General features: G+C 71.5%; 11 protein-coding genes and 1 pseudogene. 4 read left to right on the top strand and 8 right to left on the bottom strand.

Annotated features, from left to right (window positions below):
• Positions 1-24: 24 nt before the first annotated feature.
• The 5 genes from ACFYX0_RS22625 to ACFYX0_RS22605 are packed head-to-tail and all read right to left on the bottom strand — an operon-like array spanning position 25 to position 6,446.
• Positions 25-2,043: an endo-beta-N-acetylglucosaminidase gene (locus tag ACFYX0_RS22625; RefSeq protein WP_388972617.1), complete on the bottom strand. Its 2,019-nt coding sequence runs from the start codon at positions 2,041-2,043 to the stop codon at positions 25-27.
• Between the two features lie 40 nt (positions 2,044-2,083).
• A complete protein-coding gene (locus ACFYX0_RS22620; RefSeq protein ID WP_388972615.1) occupies positions 2,084-3,316 on the bottom strand; it encodes a glycosyl hydrolase in 1,233 nt (410 codons plus the stop codon).
• 35 nt (positions 3,317-3,351) lie between these two features.
• The gene (locus tag ACFYX0_RS22615; RefSeq protein ID WP_388972614.1) at positions 3,352-4,257 is read right to left on the bottom strand and encodes a carbohydrate ABC transporter permease; all 906 of its coding nucleotides are present in this window, start codon (positions 4,255-4,257) and stop codon (positions 3,352-3,354) included.
• Positions 4,254-5,147: a carbohydrate ABC transporter permease gene (locus tag ACFYX0_RS22610; RefSeq protein WP_388972612.1), complete on the bottom strand. Its 894-nt coding sequence runs from the start codon at positions 5,145-5,147 to the stop codon at positions 4,254-4,256. Before ACFYX0_RS22610 ends, ACFYX0_RS22615 begins: the two co-directional genes overlap by 4 nt.
• A gap of 6 nt (positions 5,148-5,153) precedes the next feature.
• Positions 5,154-6,446 carry an ABC transporter substrate-binding protein gene (locus ACFYX0_RS22605; RefSeq protein ID WP_388972610.1) on the bottom strand — a complete coding sequence of 431 codons (1,293 nt, stop codon included), beginning with the start codon at positions 6,444-6,446 and terminating at the stop codon, positions 5,154-5,156.
• Between the two features lie 230 nt (positions 6,447-6,676).
• Between ACFYX0_RS22605 and ACFYX0_RS22600 the strand changes: the two genes are divergently transcribed.
• The gene (locus ACFYX0_RS22600; protein WP_388972608.1) at positions 6,677-7,723 is read left to right on the top strand and encodes a LacI family DNA-binding transcriptional regulator; all 1,047 of its coding nucleotides are present in this window, start codon (positions 6,677-6,679) and stop codon (positions 7,721-7,723) included.
• A gap of 73 nt (positions 7,724-7,796) precedes the next feature.
• Here the strand turns inward: ACFYX0_RS22600 and ACFYX0_RS22595 are convergent, their stop codons facing one another.
• A complete protein-coding gene (locus ACFYX0_RS22595) occupies positions 7,797-10,166 on the bottom strand; it encodes an alpha-L-fucosidase (protein ID WP_388972606.1) in 2,370 nt (789 codons plus the stop codon).
• 235 nt (positions 10,167-10,401) lie between these two features.
• On the opposite strand from ACFYX0_RS22595, the gene ACFYX0_RS22590 reads away from it, so the two are divergent.
• A complete protein-coding gene (locus ACFYX0_RS22590) occupies positions 10,402-11,754 on the top strand; it encodes an amidase family protein (protein ID WP_355922970.1) in 1,353 nt (450 codons plus the stop codon).
• Between the two features lie 104 nt (positions 11,755-11,858).
• Here ACFYX0_RS22590 and ACFYX0_RS22585 read toward each other — a convergent pair whose 3' ends face one another.
• Positions 11,859-12,278, bottom strand: a complete 420-nt coding sequence (locus ACFYX0_RS22585) for a CBS domain-containing protein (RefSeq protein ID WP_388972759.1) — start codon at positions 12,276-12,278, stop codon at positions 11,859-11,861.
• A 205-nt stretch (positions 12,279-12,483) separates the two neighbouring features.
• On the opposite strand from ACFYX0_RS22585, the pseudogene ACFYX0_RS22580 reads away from it, so the two are divergent.
• Together ACFYX0_RS22580 and ACFYX0_RS22575 are read left to right on the top strand one after the other, a co-directional pair.
• A pseudogene (locus ACFYX0_RS22580) lies at positions 12,484-12,729 on the top strand (alcohol dehydrogenase catalytic domain-containing protein); the annotation flags it as partial.
• Between the two features lie 185 nt (positions 12,730-12,914).
• Positions 12,915-13,274: a TraR/DksA family transcriptional regulator gene (locus ACFYX0_RS22575; RefSeq protein ID WP_388972604.1), complete on the top strand. Its 360-nt coding sequence runs from the start codon at positions 12,915-12,917 to the stop codon at positions 13,272-13,274.
• A 33-nt stretch (positions 13,275-13,307) separates the two neighbouring features.
• On the opposite strand, the gene ACFYX0_RS22570 is transcribed toward ACFYX0_RS22575, so the two are convergent.
• On the bottom strand, positions 13,308-13,574 hold a 267-nt coding region (locus tag ACFYX0_RS22570; RefSeq protein WP_388972602.1), incomplete at its 5' end, for a Rieske 2Fe-2S domain-containing protein.

Below are 13,574 nucleotides of genomic sequence, written 5' to 3'. Positions count from 1 at the left end.
CGGTGTCACCGGCCATGGGCGGGGCTACCAGCGATGGGTGGTCGTGGCGGGCGTCGAGACGTTGTAGAGCTCCCCGACCGCGCGCAGCTCGAACCGTGCGACGCTCTCGTTCCGCTCCGGGGCGAGCCCGCCCACGTAGTAGGCGCGCTGGCAGGTGCCGCCGAGGAAGCGGCGTGTGCCGTCGGGCAGGACGCGGTGCAGCTCGTAGTGGCGGAGGGCGGATGCGTCCGCCCGGTGGACCGCGCCGGGTGCGGGCTGCCAGGCGAAGCGCAGGTTTCCGCCGTCGGCGTCGGTGATGCGCAGGTCGACGGGGGCGGCCGGGGTGGTCGCCGTGTCCCGGACCGAGAGGGCGCCGAGCCGCCAGCGCACCTGGCCGCCGCCCGTGAGCCGTACGGCCAGCGTGCGCAGGGTGCCCGTCAGGCCGGTCAGCGGCACGGTCGTGGTCTGCCAGCCGGCACCGCCCGCGACCGGAAAATAGGTGTACGAGGGCGCCCGGCCGGGGCCGGCCGGCTCGGCGGTGGCGACGGCCAGCTCCAGCCGCGGGGCTCCCGCGTCCACCCGGTGGGTCAGCTCTACGACCGTGTCCGGGCCGATCGGCAGCCGGGTGGCGTACAGGTCCAGCGTGGCCGGTGCGTCGAGGGTCCCGGAGACCAGCAGGCTGCTGCCGCCGCGCCAGGCGTCCGCGAAGTCGAAGGCGACGGTGGGGCGGGTACCGCTGGTGCGGACGACCCAGCGGCGGGAGGGCAGCCGGTCCTGGAGGCCGAGGTGGTTCCAGGGGGTGTCCGAGGCGACCTGGCCGTCCTCGTACCACTTCAGCCCGTGACCGGTGTTGAAGACGGTCCCGAACGGGAGGGCGCCGACGGTGGAGCGGTCGGCGACCGAGACCGCGGGGGCCCGCCAGCCCGCCGTGCCGCCGGGCCGGGAAGGGTCGAGGGACGCGCCCGTCCAGAAGAGGTCGTCGGCCGCGTGGAAATCACCGGGCGTGCGGTTCGCGGGCAGGTGGTTGCGGGTCCACTCGGGCCGGTAGAAGCCGATCGAGGTCACCTGCGTCCCCGTGGTCGGGACGATCGCGTCCCAGTTCACCGAGGTGTTCGTACCGCCGGACTCCACGTCCACGCCCGCCCACAACGCGTAGCGGCTGCGGCCCAGTTGGCCGGCGAGCGTCCCGGAGGAGGCCAGGGTGCTCCTCGTCCAGCGGAAGTCCACGAACATCGCGTCGGCGGCCTGGAAGAACGCCTGGTTCTGGCTGTCGAGGGCGCCCTGCCAGGAGACCGTGCCGTTCACCGTCATGGCGTCGTACCAGGTGACGCGCAGCCCCTTCGCCCTGCCGAGCGTCTTCAGCTCCTTGACGAAGCCGAGCATGGCCGTGCCGAGCGCGGTGTTCCCGCCGCCGGTCTCGGCGTTGACGAACCAGCCGTCGAAGCCGTAGGCCTGCGCGACCGCGACGAGCTGTGCGGCGAGCGGGTAGTGGCCGGCGGCGTCCTGCTGGACCAGGTCCCGCGTCCACTGGAGCTGTCCGCCGTAGGCGACGGGCGGCAGGAAGATGTTGCCGAGGACGGGGACGCCGTGCCGGTGGGCCGCGTCCACGATCGGGGCGTTGGGCGCGAGGATCAGCCCCTCCCCCGCCGAGCCGCCCCAGAAGACCAGTTCGTCGAGGTAGGACCAGTGGGTGAGGGCGTAGTGGTCGGCGGTGGGCGCGCCCTGGGAGGGGTTGGACGAGGTCGGTCCGAAGGAGACCAGGGACTGGAGGCGGGCCTGGCCCGAGCGGGCGGTGGTGTTGGCGGGGGTGGGGGTGAAACGGGCGGCGAGCGGCACGGACGCGGCGTTGAACGCGAGGTCGGCGTCGGTGGCGGCGCTCCAGGTCTTCAGGCTGCGCCAGGTGATGCCCGCGCCCGGGGTGCCGGAGGGCAGGGAGTCGGGGTACCAGTAGGAGGCGTAGGGCTGGAGGTCGCGGGTCGCGGCGGAGGCGGTGGGTGCGGGCAGCGCGGGGGTGAGCGCGGCTGCCGCTCCGGCCAGGAGGACCGTGCGTCTGCTGAGGTTCACTGTGTGCTCCGTTTCGTCGGGTGGACGGTGTGGGGACGGGCTACTCGGTGACCTGGTCAGGGGTGACGACTTCGGTGATGCCACGGGCCGCGAGATGGTCCTTGTCGTCGGCGCGGCTCGCGAGCACGGTGGTGGGGCGGGCCCCGGCGGCGGTCAGCCGGGCGAAGGCCTCGAAGACCGCTCCGCCGGGGGCGCAGACCGAGCGGCCGGCCGTGGTGTCGACGGCCAGCGCGGTCGTGCGGGGGGCGGGCTCGTGCGCCCGGTGCTCCTCGGTGATCCGGGCGAGCGTCCGTGCGGCGGGTTTGGGCCGCCGGTCGTTGGTCAGCAGACCGAGGCCGTACTCCAGCTCGGGGAAGTCGGCGAGGTCGCGGCTGACGTCGTGGGAGCACCACCAGGTCACGCCCCACAGACCGGGGCAGTCGAGGGCGCTCAGCACGGTCACCTCGGTGAAGGCCGCCGCGTGCCCGGCCGGGATCAGCGGGGCGGGGGCGCCGACCTCCTGGAGCCAGACCGGGCGTTGCGGGTCGTCCGCCCAGGCCTTGGACAGTTCCACGAGGTACGCGGCGTGGTGCTCGGTGGCGGTGCCGGTGCGGCCGTGGCGCTGGGCGGTGCCGTTGAACACCCAGGAGTGCACGGCGGTGAGGTCCCCGAGGCGGGCGGAGTGCTCGGGGGTGAAGGGCTGGTCGTCCTGGTACCAGGCGGCGTCGTAGGACGCGTGCAGATGCAGCTTGCCGGGCGCGCCCTCGGCGCACGCGGCGAGCAGCCGGGTGAGCCACCGTCCGGCCTGCTCCGGGGTGACGCGGTCCGGGTCGGGGTGCGGGCCGGCGGCGAACTGGTTGATCTCGTTGCCGACGGTCATGCCGATGAAGTTCGGCCGGTCGGCGAGCGCGGCGGCCAGCGTCCGCAGATAGGCGGCCTCCGCCTCGACCACGTCCGGGTCGGTGAAGATGTTGCGCCGGTGCCAGGTCTGGGTCCAGGCGGGCAGGAAGTCGAAGCTCGACAGATGCCCCTGGAGTCCGTCCACGTTGACGTCGAGTCCCCGTTCGGCCGCCGCGTCGGCGAGCGCGACGAGCTGCTCGACGGCGCGGGGGCGGATCAGGGTGCGGTTGGGCTGGAAGTAGGGCCACAGCGGGAAGACCCGGATGTGGTCGAGGCCCAGCGCGGCGATCGAGTCGAGGTCGGCGCGTACGGAGTCCAGGTCGAAGTCGAGCCAGTGGTGGAACCATCCCTTGCTCGGGGTGTAGTTGACGCCGAAGCGCACGGCACGAGGCATGCGGGTTCCTTCAAAGGTGGCACACGTACGGGGGTTCAGCCCTTGACCGCGCCCTCGCCGACACCGCGGAAGAAGTACCGCTGGAGGCAGGCGAAGAGCAGCAGCAGCGGCGCCACGGCGATGACCGTGCCCGCGGCGACGAGGCGTTCGTCGTTGGCGAAGGTGCCGTGCAGATAGTTGAGTCCGATGGTGAGGGTGAACTTGGCCGGGTCGCTCAGCACGATCAGCGGCCACAGGAAGTCGTCCCAGGCGCCCATGAACGCGAAGATCGCGACCACGGCGAGGGTGCCCTTCACCGAGGGCAGCGCGATCCTCAGAAACCGCTGCCAGGCGCCCGCGCCGTCGACGAAGGCGGCCTCCTCGATCTCGTACGGCAGATTGCGGAAGGCGTTGCGCATCAGCAGCACGTTCATCGCGCCGATGCTGCCCGGCAGGACCACGCCGATCAGGGTGTTGTTCAGGCCGAGTTCCCGCATGGTGGTGAACTGGGCGATGACGATGCCCTCGACGGGGACCAGCATGGCCAGGACGAAGGCCAGGGTGGTGACCCCGCGGCCCCGGTAGCGCAGCCGGGCCAGCGCATAGCCCGCGAGCGCCGAACCCACGCAGTTGGTCACCACGTTGGCGCAGGCGACCTTGAGCGAGTTGAGGACGTAGTCCCACACAGGGATGGTGTCGGCGACGCGTGCGTAGTTGTGGAGCGTCGGGTGCCGGGGCAGAAAGCCGGGCGGTGAGCTGAAGATGTCCTCGGTCGGGCCCTTCAGCGAGGTGGACAGCTGCCAGAGGAACGGGCCCACGGTCAGGGCCAGTACGACGAGCAGCAGCACGTACCGCAGGAGGAGTTCCCCGAGGTGGACACGGCGGCCGGTCTCGTCCGTGATCCGGGGCTCCCGTGGGGCGGTGGGCACCGGGGCGGGACGCGGCTTCTCGACGACGCTCATACGTCCTCCCTCCGGTCCACGCGCAGGACCAGCAGCGTCAGCGCGACGGTGACGACGAAGACGACGACCGAGATCGCGGAGGCGTAGCCGACACGTCCGGCCAGGCCGGTGCCGGTGCGCTGGACGAGCATGACCAGGGTGGTGTCCTCGCCCGCGGGTCCGCCCGCCGGGCCCGCCATCAGATACACCTCCGAGAACACCTTGAAGGCCGCGACCGAGGAGAGCGCGGCGACCAGCACCATGGTGGAGCGCACCGCGGGCACGGTGACCGTGACGAACCGGCGCACCGCGCCCGCCCCGTCCACGGCGGCGGCCTCGTGCAGCTCGCGCGGCACATTGGCCAGCGCCGCCAGATAGATGATCATGTAGTAGCCGAGGCCCTTCCAGACCGTAACGGCCATGGCGCTCAGCAGAAGCAGCCACTGGTCGCTGAGGAAGCCGACCCGGCCGACGCCGACCGCCTCCAGCAGGGAGTTCACCAGCCCGCGTTCGTCCAGCAGCCACACCCAGATCAGCCCGACCACGACGACGGAGGCGACGACCGGGGTGTAGAAGGCGGAGCGGAAGAACGTGATGCCGGGGATGTTCTTCTGCACGAGCAGCGCGAGCAGCAGCGGCAGCAGGACGAGCGCCGGGACGACCCCGACGACGTAGAGCGCGCTGTTGCGCAGCCCGATCCAGAACATGTCGTCGTGCAGCAGCTCGCGGAAGTTGGCGAGCCCGACGAAGTGCCCCGGGACGAGGGTGCGGCGGTCGGTGAACGCACCGACCAGGGTGGAGACGAACGGGTAGAGGATGAAGGCGCCGACGACGAGCAGTCCGGGCGCGGCGAACAGCCAGGGTGTGGTGGGCAGATGGCGCCGCACCCGGGAGACGGCGGGAGTCGCCATGACGGCTCAGCCCTGCTGCTGGAGCAGGCGGTCGCAGGCGCCGACAGCGTTGTCGAGGGCCGCCTTGGGGCTCTCCTTGCCCTGCAGCGCCTTGGCGACCTCGTTGCGGAGCGCGGTCTTCATCTGGTCGCTGAAGAGGACCGGGGTGTAGTTCACCGCGTCCTTCAGGGACTTGGCGGCGGCGATCCGCACCCGGGTCTCGTCCGTGCCGTCCTCCTTGGCGAAGTACGGGTCGTCGAGCGAGCCGGCGGTGCTCGGGAAGATGGCGACCTTCTTCGCGAACGACATCTGGTTCTGCGCGTCGGTCACATAGTGCGCGAAGGCGACGGCGGCGGCCGTGTGCTTGGTGCGGGAGTTGACCATCACGCCCATCACATACATGTTGACGTGGCCGGTGCTGGTGATCTGGTCGGTGATCCCGATGTTCTTGTACAGGTTCGGCGCCTGCTTCTTGAAGTTGTCGAGGTCCAGGGCGCTGCCCGGGTTCATGGCGACCGCCCCGGTGAGGAACTTCTTGCCGGTGGACTCGGGGGTGGCGGTCAGGGCCTGCGGATCCAGGGCCTTGGCGTCGTACAACTCCTTGTACTTGGTGAGGAGTCCGACACCCTTGGCGTCGTTGAAGGCGAAGGCGGTGCCCTGCCGGTTCATCAGCTCGGCGCCGTAGCGGCCGAAGTCCTCGACGGTGGGCACGTTGGCGAGGGTCGCGACCCTGCCCTTGCTCTGCCGGGCCATCTGCAGGGCGTCGTCGAAGAGTTCGGCGTACGTCCTCGGGGGCTGGTCGGGGTCGAGTCCGGCCTCCCGGAAGAGGCTCTTGTTGTAGAACAGCGGACCGGTGTTCAGATACCAGGGGAAGGCGTAGGTGCCCGTCATCCCCGGTATCCGGTGGCTGGCCCAGGCCCCGTCCAGGTACTCCGGCTTGTACTTCGCGGCGGCCTTGTCGAGGTCCAGGGCGAGGCCGGCCTTGGCGAGCGGGGCGACCAGGTCCGGCGAGACGTTGACGACGTCGGGCAGGGTGCCGCCCGCCGCGTCCGCGCTGATCTTGTCGGCGTAGCCCTCGGCGGGCTGGTCGATCCACCTCACATGCGTGCCCGGGTACTTCTTCTCGAAGTCGGCGACCAGTCCGTCGAAGTACGGCTTGAAGTTGGCGCGCAGGTTCCAGGTCTGGAAGGTGATGTCGCCCTCGACCTTGCCGGAGGCGTCCGTCGAGCCGCCGCTGTCGTCCGAGGAGCCACAGGCGCTCAGCGGCAGGACGACGGCGGCGACAACGGCGGCGGCGAGTGTTCTGCGGGGGGTGCGCACGATGACACGGCTCCCTTGCGGCGTCGGCGGCGGGTTGCGCCAGCGACCATGCCCCGCGCGTTCGGAGAAAGTCAACGGATTCGCCGAGCTAAAGAAATTCAGCCTTCATCAGTACAGGTCAGAGGCGCAACCCCAGGAAACAGGACGGACCTTGCCACGATCACTAATGCGCTTTAGGGTTCTGATATTCAAGCGCATTAGTCAGCACGCCGAGAAAGGGGGGAGGCAGCATGCCCGCCAAGCGGTCCCCCGCACGCCGCCCGACGATGAAGGACATCGCCCGGCGCGCCGGGGTCTCCGAGAGCGCCGTCTCCTTCGCGCTGAACGGACGGCCCGGTGTCTCCGAGGTCACCCGGGAGCGGGTACGGCGGGTCGCCGAACAGCTGGGCTGGCGGCCGAGCACGGCGGCGCGTCAGCTGTCGGGCGAGGGCGCGGCCACCGTCGGCCTGGTGGTGGCGCGCCCGGCGGACACCCTGGGCGTCGACTCGTTCTTCCTCCAGCTGATCTCCGGCATCCAGGAGGTGCTGGCGGAGCGTCATCTCGGGCTGCTGTTCCAGGTGGTGGAGGACGTGGACGCCGAGTGTGCGGCCTACCGGCGCTGGTGGGCCGAGCACCGGGTGGACGGCGTGCTGGTCGTGGACCCCCGCACGGACGATCCGCGCCCAGGTCTGCTGGACGAGCTGGGTCTGCCCGCCGTCGTCATCGGCGGGGTGCCGGAGGCGCGCCGTCCCGGGCTGTCCACGGTCTGGGCCGACGACGCGGGCGCGATGGCCGCGGTCGTCGACCAGTTGTACGCCCTCGGCCACCGCCGGATCGTGCACATCGCGGGCCTGACGGGGCTCGCGCACACCGAGCGGCGTATCCGGACGCTGCGCGCCGAGGCCGAGCGGCGCGGGCTGACCGAGGTCCGGTCGGTGACCACGGACTACTCGGACGCGCAGGGCGCCGCCGTCACCCGCCGTGTGCTGGCGCAGGACACCGCCCCCACGGCCCTGGTCTACGACAACGACGTGATGGCCGTCGCCGGCGTCGCCGCCGCCACGGAGCTGGGCTTCTCGGTGCCGGCGGACGTCTCGGTGGTGGCCTGGGAGGACTCGGCACTGTGCCGCATGGTCAGACCGTGGCTGTCCGCGCTCTCCCGCGACACGGTGGGGTTCGGCCGTACGGCGGCGCGGGAGCTGACCGCGCTGCTGGACGGCGGCCCGACGCGCACGGTGCAGGTGCCGGTGCCGCGCCTGATCGAAAGGGAGAGCACGAGGGCGGCGCGGGGGGCGTGACAGACGGGACGGACGGTTCCGCCACCGGCTTCAGCACAGCGGGACCACCTGGCGGAACCGTCTCCTCCTGACCTCAGCCCTGCCACTCCACCTTGAAGACCCACACGTGACGACCCGCCTTCCGGGCCGCCTCCGGTACGTCGATCACCAGCGAGCCGTTGCGTGTGGCCCAGGTCAGCGGTCGGTCGTGGCCGAGCAGGGTCACCTTGTCGCCGCTGCGGATCGGCACCGTCGCCTCCACGGTCAGCGTGCTGCCCGGTGCCGTCAGCGAGTGGATGTAGAACGCCTTGTTCTGCCGGACCGTGAAGCGCAGGTCCTCGCCGAGCTGCGCCATCCGGGACCAGTAGGTCGTGTCGTAGATCGCCTCGCCGTTGGTCTTCAGCCAGCGGCCCGTCTCGCGCAGCCGGGTCTGCATGATCTCCGGGATGGTGCCGTCGGCGCGCGGTCCGATGTCGAGGAGGAAGTTGCCGTTCTTCGAGACGATGTCGACGAGGCTGCGCACGATCTCCTCGGCCGTCATGTAACGGTCGTCGGGGGTCGCCTTGTTGTAGCCGTAGCTGAAGGGGTCGAGGCCGCGGCTGGCCTCCCACTTGGCGACGACCGTGCTCGCGTAGGTCGTGTACTCGGGTGTCGTGAAGTCGTGGAAGGCGATGCCCGAGCGGTCGTTGACGGCCACCTCGTACGGCTGCGGCCGGTTCTTTCCGTGGTTGAAGAACTCGGCGAGGACGTCACGGCTGTCGTTGGCGCCGCCAATGTCGCACCACAGGACGGCCGGGTCGTAGCCGTGGATCAGCTCCAGCATCTGCGGGGCCTGATAGTCCCTCACATAGTCCTTGCCCGCGGTGTATCCGGTGTACGGCAGGGGCTCCAGGGTGTACGGATTGCGCGGAGCGTGGCCCATCCAGGGGTTGTCGGGGTTGAACCACTCCGGCATCGAGAAGTACAGCCCGCGGTGCAGTTCTGGCGTGTACCTCTTGGACGCGTCGAAGAGCTCACGGATCAGATCGCGCCGCGGCCCCATCCTCACGGCGTTGCGGTCGGAGACCTTCGTGTCCCACAGGGCGAAGCCCTCGTGGTGCTTCGACGTCAGGACGTGATACTGCGCGCCCGCGTCCCGGAACAGCTCCACCCAGGCCCGTGGATCGAACTTCTCCGCCGTGAACATGGGGATGAAGTCGTCGTAGGCGAAGTCCTCGCCGTAGGCCTGCGCGTGGTACGCGTACACCGCGTTGTCCGCGCTCTGCATGTGGTTCCAGTACCACTCGGCGTACTGCTTGCCGACCGGCGACCAGGCGGGCACGGAGTAGACACCCCAGTGGATGAAGATGCCGAACTTGGCGCGGTGGAACCAGTACGGCGCCTGGTGACCGGCCAGCGACGCTTCGGTGGGCCGGTAGTCGGGCACGCCGAGGGTCAGCTCGCGCGTGGCGGAGGTGACCTGCTGCCCCCGGCCCCGGACGGTCACCGTGCCGCTCTGCGCCGTGCCGGGGGTGGTGCCGGGGCGGCTTCGGATGCCGATGCGGACCCGGGCCTGCTCACCGGGGTCGAGGCGCTCGATCCGGGCGGGGTCGACCGTGCGGGCGCCGGGCACGTCGACAGTCACGGACACCTGGTCGTCGGCGAGAATGGGCAGGGCGCCCGCGTTGACCACGGTGGCCTCGACGCTCTGGGCGCCGCCGGCCTCCAGGAGCGAGAAGGTCGAGTGTGCGTCGCGCAGCGCCAACGCCCGCCCCTGGGCGGCCGGTTGCAGGGAGAGCGCGAAGACGTGCAGGGAGGCCTTGCCGGCCTCGGCGGGGTTGGTGACCGGGAGCGTCAGGGCGACCGCCTCGCGCTGGGGGTCGATCCAGATCTCGGCCGTGCCGATGCCGACGGGGTGCTCGTCCTTGCTGCCGTCCGGCGTGTACCGGTACGGGGCCGAGAGCGGGCCACCGGCGGAGTACCAGTCGGAACCGCCGAGCCCGGCGGTCGTGGCCGAGCCGTCCGCGTAGTGCACGATGGCCTGACCCGAGGCGTTGCCGTAGCTGCATGCGGTCAGGAACAGAGCCGACAGATAGCGGCCCTTGGGCAGGTCGATGCGCTGGCCGAGGGCCACGACGTTGTTGCTCGCGCCCGCGGCCGACGAACCGAGGACGAAGGGGATGCCGTCCACCTCCACGCGTGCGGTGGGCAGTTCCTCGCCCGGGAAGGTGTAGCCGGAGCCGTCGAAGTCGCCGCCGCGGGCGGCGGCGGTGTCGATGCCGTCGTTGTCGAAGTGGGCGTCGAGGGGCACGAGGACGGGGGTGGGGACCGGCACCCACTGAGGCCGAGGGGTGGCCGAGTCGGCGGACCCCGCAGCGGAACCGGCGGACGCCGCGGCGGCGGGCGGGGCGGAGAGGGGAAGGGTGGCGCCGGCGGCGACGACCGCGGCGGCACCGAGGACCTGACGTCTTGGATACGTACTCATGAGCGCCTCCAATTCATCGGAGGTCTGATGATTTATCCGCCCCTCATGGCTGTCAATGGGGCTCGCACCAACGGGATTTGAGTCAGTGGTCGGATGACCTTCCGCCACTGCGCCAGGGAAGTGGCGACACGGCACCCTCAGACTCTCGACGCGGTGCCACCCCTCAGGGCACAGTGCTCCTCGTACTCGTCAGTAGACCCACCTCCACCATGCCGAGGATCGACAGGGAGCGCCCGTGAGCAGCTGGGCCGGCCGGACCGCCGCCGAGATCGCCACCGCCGTACGCGAGAAGCGGGCCACGCCGCACGAGGTCGTCGCGGAGCACCTCGCGCGGATCGAGCGGCTCGACGGCCGTATCGGCGCCTTCCGCCGACTGCGCGCGGACGCCGCGCTCGCCGAGGCCGAGGCGCTCGCGGACCGCCCGGATCTGGCCGAACTCCCGCTGGCCGGTGTGCCGGTGGCCGTCAAGGACAATCTGGCGGTGCGCGGCGAGTCCACCCGCAACGGCTCGGCGGCGACCCTGGACACGCCCGCCGCGCACGACCATGTCACCGTGGCCCGGCTGCGTGCGGCGGGAGCGGTCGTGGTGGGACTGACGAACGTGCCGGAACTGTGCGTGTTCGGCACCACGGAGGGGGTGCACGGGACGGCCCGCAATCCGTGGGACACCACCCGTACGGCGGGCGGCTCCTCGGGCGGCAGCGCGGCGGCGGTGGCCGCCGGCATGGTGCCGATCGCGCTCGGCAACGACGGGATGGGCTCGTTGCGCATCCCGGCGGCCAACTGCGGCCTCGTCACCCTCAAGCCGGGCCATGGCACCGTCCCGGCCGGCATCGGCAACGGCGACTGGTTCGGGATGTCCGAGAACGGCCCGCTCGCGACGACGGTCGAGGACGCCCGGCTGATGTTCGACGTCCTCGCGGACCGGCACACGACGGCCGGGACGCCTGAACCGCGGCCGGCGGCACGGAGCATCGCCCTCTCGCTGCGCAGCCCGCTGCCCGGGGTGACCGTGAGCCGGCCCTACGCGGACGCGACCCGCGCGGCGGCCGACCTGCTCACACGGGCGGGCCACGACGTGCGTCCGGCCGAACCGCCCTACCCCTGGTGGCTGGGCACTACCTCACTCGCCCACTGGACGGCGGGTACGGCGGTGGACGCCGCGGGCCTCGACCCGCGACGGCTCACCCGGCGCACCCGGGTCCACGCGGCGGTGGGCCGCCGCTTTGTGCAGGGCGTGCGCACGGGCGACCGCCGTGAGCAGTTGCGGCGGCGCCTTGAGCCGTTCTTCGCCGAACACGACGTGCTGCTCACTCCCGCGCTCGCGCGCCGCGGCCCGGCGGCCGCTCCCTGGCACCGACGCGGCTGGCTGCGCAATCTGCTGGCGAACACCAACTACTCCCCCATGACCCCGCCGTGGAACCTCACCGGCTGGCCGGCCATGTCGGTCCCCTTCGGCGCGCTCCCGAACGGCGCTCCCTGCGCGGTCCAGTTGGTCGGCCGGCCGGGTTCGGAGACGGCTCTGCTGGAGGTGGCGGGTCAGCTGGAGGCACTGCGGCCGTGGCAGCGTACGGCGCCTCTGGACTGAGACGACGACCCGGGGGAAGCCGCCGGGCGCACGCCGGGCAGCGGGCTGCGACCCGGGCGAACGGGGCCGCCGTCCGCGAAGGACGTTCGCCGCTGTCTTTGCGCCTAGGCGTTCGGCCTCGCGCGGCTGATGTCGCCGAGCGCCGACTCCGGGTCGCGTTCGATGGCGAGGTCGCCCAGGGAGATGATCCCGATCGGATGCCCGCCCTCGACCACCGGTATGCGGCGGACGTGGTACTCACGCATCAGATGAACAGCGCGGCGGACGTCCTCGTCGGGCGCGATGGTGACGAGGTCCTCGCTGCATGCGTCGGCCACCGTGGTCTCGCCGGGATCGGCGCCCTCCGCGAGCGCGCGCACCACGAGATCGCGGTCGCTGACCAGCCCGCGCAGCTCGTCGCCCTCGGTGACGAGGACGGCGCCGATGTTCTGGTCACGCATCATCTGGGCGACCCTGCCGACCGAGGTCCGCGGTTCCACCGTCACGGGCTCCGCGGTCATGATGTCGCGTACGTGCCGGGCCATCGTCGGTCCCTTCTCCGGGGCAGCGGTGCCGTTCACCGCCGCATCACGCGCCGAGTACCCGGCGAACCGGACGCTGCACACGTTCCGGACGTTTCTCCCCCTCCCCTCCTCACCAGGCCGCACGCGCCGAACCGCCGAGGTGTCGGACGCTCGTCCCAGGGGACTCGGGAGGGCCTGGCCGAACCATGCGACCGGAGGAATGGGCATGCGAGCACTGACCTGGCAGGGCCGACGGGACGCCCGCGTCGAGACCGTCCCCGACCTCCGGACCGAGAAACCGGACGACGTCGTCGGGCGCGTCACGTCCACCGGGATCTGCGGTTCCGACCTCCGTCCGTACGAACTGCTCGGCCCCCACCTCGACTTCGGCGACATCCTGGGCCATGAGCCCATGGGTTTCGTCGAGGAGGTCGGACCCCAGGTGAGCGCGCTCGAGCCGGGCGACCGCGTGGCACGGCAAGGACCTCGGCGCGGCCGTACGCGAACTCACCGGTGGGCGCGGCACGGACGCCGTGATCGACGCCGTAGGCATGGAGGCGCACGGCGCGCCGTTCGCCAAGGAGGACGGGAGGTCAAGCCCCTCCTCAAGCCCTGAGCACGCCGTTGTCCGACCGACCCGACGGAGTTGGAGCACACATGCCCACGAAATTGTCGGCCGACGACCTGCGCGAGATCACCTCCCGGCTCGCCGAGGAGGCGAACCTCCTGCGCGAGGAGTTGTCGGCGACCGAGTCGAAGATGCCCAGCCTCCACGCCGACTGCGATCTCGACGCGGCCGACGTGGGCGCCAAGGTGATCGCGCTGGAGGCCCTGCGCGCCGACGCGGATCGCGCCCGTAACCTGTTGGACCAGGTCCTCGCCACCCTGCCGAGGGTGGGCACCCCCGGCTACGGGCAGTGCACGGTGTGCGGCGACATCATCAGCCGGGATCGCCTCCTGGCGGTGCCGCACACAGAGGTGTGCATCGACTGCGCCCGGGCGGGCTCCGGGGGCTGAAGGCAGCGGCCGCTCCGAGGCCCGCGCCCCGGTCTACAGGTCGCGGCTCTCCAGCGGCCGGGTGGCCGGGCCCTGCAGAACCTGCCCGTCGAGGCCGAACCGTGAGCCGTGGCAGGGGCACTCCCAGGCCTGTTCGGCGCGGTTGAAGGCGACCAGGCAGCCCAGATGCGTGCAACGGGCGGACAGGGTCCTCAGCTGTCCCACTTCGTCACGGGCCACGGCACGCAGGTGCGCGCCGACGCGGATCACCGCGCCCTCGCCGGGGGCGAGGTCATCGGCCGAGCCCCCGGCCAGCGGTGC

Source organism: Streptomyces sp. NPDC002573 (assembly GCF_042889625.1).
GTDB classification, from domain to species: domain Bacteria; phylum Actinomycetota; class Actinomycetes; order Streptomycetales; family Streptomycetaceae; genus Streptomyces; species Streptomyces gibsoniae.
Note: the sequence above shows the minus strand (reverse complement) of the source record. Positions and strands in the feature narration are given on the sequence as shown.

Excerpts from the sequence above, each read along its gene's own strand:
- ACFYX0_RS22620 (WP_388972615.1), bottom strand. The coding sequence starts at position 3,316 with ATGCCTCGTGCCGTGCGCTTCGGCGTCAACTACACCCCGAGCAAGGGA.
- ACFYX0_RS22600 (WP_388972608.1), top strand. The coding sequence starts at position 6,677 with ATGCCCGCCAAGCGGTCCCCCGCACGCCGCCCGACGATGAAGGACATC.
- ACFYX0_RS22585 (WP_388972759.1), bottom strand. The coding sequence starts at position 12,278 with ATGGCCCGGCACGTACGCGACATCATGACCGCGGAGCCCGTGACGGTG.
- ACFYX0_RS22610 (WP_388972612.1), bottom strand. The coding sequence starts at position 5,147 with ATGGCGACTCCCGCCGTCTCCCGGGTGCGGCGCCATCTGCCCACCACA.
- ACFYX0_RS22595 (WP_388972606.1), bottom strand. The coding sequence starts at position 10,166 with ATGAGTACGTATCCAAGACGTCAGGTCCTCGGTGCCGCCGCGGTCGTC.
- ACFYX0_RS22575 (WP_388972604.1), top strand. The coding sequence starts at position 12,915 with ATGCCCACGAAATTGTCGGCCGACGACCTGCGCGAGATCACCTCCCGG.
- ACFYX0_RS22615 (WP_388972614.1), bottom strand. The coding sequence starts at position 4,257 with ATGAGCGTCGTCGAGAAGCCGCGTCCCGCCCCGGTGCCCACCGCCCCA.